Annotated in this window: 4 protein-coding genes and 1 pseudogene; 4 read left to right on the top strand and 1 reads right to left on the bottom strand. The window is 46.2% G+C overall.

The window, feature by feature from the left end; translation table 11 throughout:
* The 4 genes and pseudogenes from RMO79_RS23310 to RMO79_RS23295 all read left to right on the top strand — a co-directional run.
* Positions 1-513: pseudogene (locus RMO79_RS23310) on the top strand (AarF/ABC1/UbiB kinase family protein); the annotation flags it as partial.
* Positions 514-587: 74 nt separating this feature from the next.
* Positions 588-2,186: an ATP-dependent metallopeptidase FtsH/Yme1/Tma family protein gene (locus tag RMO79_RS23305; protein ID WP_310485653.1), complete on the top strand. Its 1,599-nt coding sequence runs from the start codon at positions 588-590 to the stop codon at positions 2,184-2,186.
* Positions 2,187-2,370: 184 nt separating this feature from the next.
* Complete coding sequence (locus RMO79_RS24695; protein WP_396136665.1) at positions 2,371-2,574, top strand: DUF1816 domain-containing protein; 204 nt, start codon at positions 2,371-2,373, stop codon at positions 2,572-2,574.
* A 23-nt stretch (positions 2,575-2,597) separates the two neighbouring features.
* The gene (locus RMO79_RS23295) at positions 2,598-3,062 is read left to right on the top strand and encodes a pyridoxamine 5'-phosphate oxidase family protein (RefSeq protein WP_310485651.1); all 465 of its coding nucleotides are present in this window, start codon (positions 2,598-2,600) and stop codon (positions 3,060-3,062) included.
* Positions 3,063-3,253: 191 nt separating this feature from the next.
* Here RMO79_RS23295 and RMO79_RS23290 read toward each other — a convergent pair.
* A partial coding sequence (locus tag RMO79_RS23290; protein WP_310485650.1) for a response regulator occupies positions 3,254-3,696 on the bottom strand: 443 nt, incomplete at its 5' end.

Here is a 3,696-nt window from a genome sequence, read left to right as displayed (position 1 = left end):
CTCCAAGCCGCACGGCGTAACAATCTCCGCTGGCCGAGTAATATCGGTTTATTTGCCAAGTCTTTGGCAAATTTAGAGGGAGTTGGACGGCAATTTAATCCAGAAATTAATTTATTTGAGGAAGTGCGACCGCTGATGACGGATATGTTTCAGCGACAGTTAATTGGTGATGATTTGGTGCAATCTTTACTCAGAACTGGCTTGGAATTAAAGCAACTTTCACTTCAGTCACCGCGCCAGTTGGCTTTTTTGCTCGATCGATTTAGTTCAGAAACGTTAAAGCTCAAGATCGAGATTAAAGATTTAGATGGAGTTCAGCGCAGTGTCAATGATGGTGCCAATCGGCGATCGTTTAGTACGGTTGTCGGTGCCTTAATTATCGGCGCGGCAATTGTTTCTACCAATGCTCAAACGCCAGAGTTGCAATTGCTGAGTAATATTTTATTCGGCGCAGCAAGCATTCTGGGCGTGTGGCTGTTGGTCAAAATCATTCGTTCTGACAATTCGATCTGATTTCCTCACAAGTTCCTTAGATTTGAGTCCTACAGTAGAACTTAGATTCCATCGTATTCAAGCAAGGTCGATCTATGCCGATTGATAACGACCGTAAAGCTACTGGATTAAACTTGCCGATTCCGAGTGGTTTAATCTTCCTGATTTGGCTACTAGTCATATTGGCATGGTCGGGGCAAAGCTACCCACGTAAGTCTTACAGCGAATTTATCCAGCAAGTCGAAGCTGGGCAGGTAGTTAAGGCAACGATTTTCCAGGGGAAAGGCTACGCCAACGACGATCGAGAAATTCAGTACGAATTAAAATCTGCACCTGTCACTAAATCCAAGAGTGCTGAAGCCAAAAATATCTTTGTCACCAGACGACTAGCCGAAGATCCCGAACTAGCGAAACTTCTCCGCGCTCATCAGGTCGAGTATTCGGTACCCGCACCCAATCCGCTGAGTGGAATCTGGTCAATTTTGAGTTGGTTTATATTTCCGTTAGTGTTTCTTTCGCTCTGGTCGAGATTTAGTGGTGCCGAGCGCGAACAGACATTGAACCAACTGTTATCGGAAATGGATGGATTTGCCGCTAATACAGGGGTAATTTTGCTGTCTGCAACCAACCGCCCCGAAGTCCTCGATCCGGCCCTACTGCGCCCTGGACGGTTCGATCGACAGATCGTAGTCGATCGACCAGATAAACTCGGTCGGCAAGCAATTTTGGTCGTTCATGCCCGCAATGTGAAGATGTCGGATGATGTGGATTTACTCAAATTAGCCGCCCGCACGCCCGGATTTGCAGGCGCAGATCTGGCGAATTTGGTCAATGAAGCTGCTTTATTGGCTGCTCGTCACAACAGAGAAGCTGTGAGCATGTCAGACTTTGAAGAAGCGATCGAGCGCATTCTCACCGGACTAGAGAAGAAATCTCGCGTTCTCAACGATATGGAAAAAGAAACTGTGGCATACCATGAAGTCGGTCATGCAATTGTCGGTTCGCTGATGCCAGGATCGGGATCGTTGGCGGAGCCTCTCGGAACGAGAATCGAAAAAATCTCAATCGTCCCGCGTGGCGTGGCTGCTCTGGGCTATACCTTGCAACTTCCCCAAGAAGATCGCTTTTTGATGGTGGAAGATGAATTGCGCGGTCAGATTGCCATGCTACTGGGCGGGCGATCGGCGGAAGAATTGATTATGGGTAAAGTCTCGACGGGAGCTAGCGATGATATCCAAAAAGCCACCGATTTAGCCGTTGGCGAAGCCTCCGCTTTGCGGAATCGCTATGTGACGATTTACGGGATGAGCAAACAACTTGGGCCGATGGCATTCGACAGATCCGCCAGTCAATTCCTCGGTGGCTGGGGCAATCCCCGTCGTCCGCTCAGTCCAGAAGTCGAGTCCGAAATCGATCGAGAAGTCAAACACCTCATCGACAATGCCCACCACATCGCTGGTGCAATCCTAGCCCACAATCAATCACTACTCAAGGAGGTAGCAGCAGTATTACTAGAACGGGAAATTCTCGACGGACAGAAATTGCATGAATATCTCGATCGAGTAGAAATACCTCCATTATTAGCTACTTGGCTGGAGAGTGGAGAGATTTCAATCAATCCTGTTTCTGATGGGCGATTTGCGGCGGTCTGCAATGGTTTGAATTCACAACATTTACACAAAAACTTACGCTAAAAGAACTAACAATATGACGTTAAGCAATGAACCCTTTACATCTATCTACCCAACTTTTCACCCGAACAATAGCCTTCCTCTAGCATCGTCGATTCTCCAAGGAGAGGCTAACGCCAACGCTCATCCAACTTTAAATCACCGACTATCAACAAAGGTCTTAACTCTTTGGACTCATGCTCTAAATATTTACTGCAAAGCTTGGTGGATTGAAATTTTCACCGAACAGCCCAAATGCACCTACTATTTTGGCCCATTTGCAGGTGCTCAGGAAGCTGAAGCAGCTAGCACAGGCTTTGTAGAAGATCTTGAAGCTGAATTTGCCCAAGGCATCAAAATCAAAATCGACAGGCATTGTCAACCCGATTTGCTGACGATCGAACACGACTAAATCGAATCATTAGGATCATAATTATGTTAGACATCGACGAAATGAGTTCCAAAGAAATCTACGAATTATTACGCAAAATTGGCTACGGACATCTTGGTTTCATCCATGAAGGCAAACCCTATGTGATGCCTATGCACTACTATCTCGAAGGTGAAGAAATCTATATGTTCACAACTGAAGGTATGAAGACTCATGACATCGATGCCAGTCCCGAAATCTGTCTCCAAGTCGAAGAAATCATTAATGACCCCTTACACTGGCGCAGTGTAATTGTGGCTGGGCAAGCTAAACGCCTAACTGAGAAAGCAGATATCGAACGAGTCCAAAAATTAATTAAAGAAACTAATCCCACACTTTCTCCAGCACTCAACCGCACTTGGATTGATTCTTGGGGACGAGCGGAAGTAGTGGCAATCTATCGGGTGTATCCGAGTGAAATGAGCGGACGCACAACTGATGGTGTCAGCAGCCGGATGATGAGAGCGTAGGAAGGTTAAATTGCTATCGATAGCGATTGCATTGTCAATTGCTATCGTTGGCGTAGCCGCGCCGAGAGGTAATCGGCTAAAATGACAATAAATAACCTATGAAATTATTATCAGACTGGGGCATTATAACTAAGGATTTATTAGTTGTGTCAAACGGATTTCTATTCAGAGTAATCTAATCGGCTGATTGACTACCCAAAACAATCAGCGAGAGTTTGGAGTAAATCTCTGGCAGTAAAGGGTTTGGCGATGAAATAACAGCAGCCAAAGCGTTCTGCTCGATCGACTGCTTCGACAGAATTGAGTCCACTCATGGCGATTACAGGTAAATCGGGATTGAGTTGGTGCAGCGCAGTAACGGTGGTAAGTCCGTCCATCACTGGCATCATCATATCGATTAAAACACCATCGATCGCGTCTCGATGCTGGACATAAAGTTCGATCGCTTTGGCACCATCATTAGCAGTCAAGACCCGATAATTATATGTCTCCAGCGTAGCTTTAATCAGCGTACTAATCGCAATTTCATCATCGACGACTAGAATCAACTGTTGCCGACCTGATGGTAGTTGAGCTTCATTCTCGTCGGGCTGGATCGGGGTATCGGAGGCGGGGATATAGATCTGAAATTGCG

It is taken from the genome of Chamaesiphon sp. VAR_48_metabat_403 (assembly GCF_031422475.1).
GTDB lineage: Bacteria > Cyanobacteriota > Cyanobacteriia > Cyanobacteriales > Chamaesiphonaceae > Chamaesiphon.
Note: the sequence above shows the minus strand (reverse complement) of the source record. Positions and strands in the feature narration are given on the sequence as shown.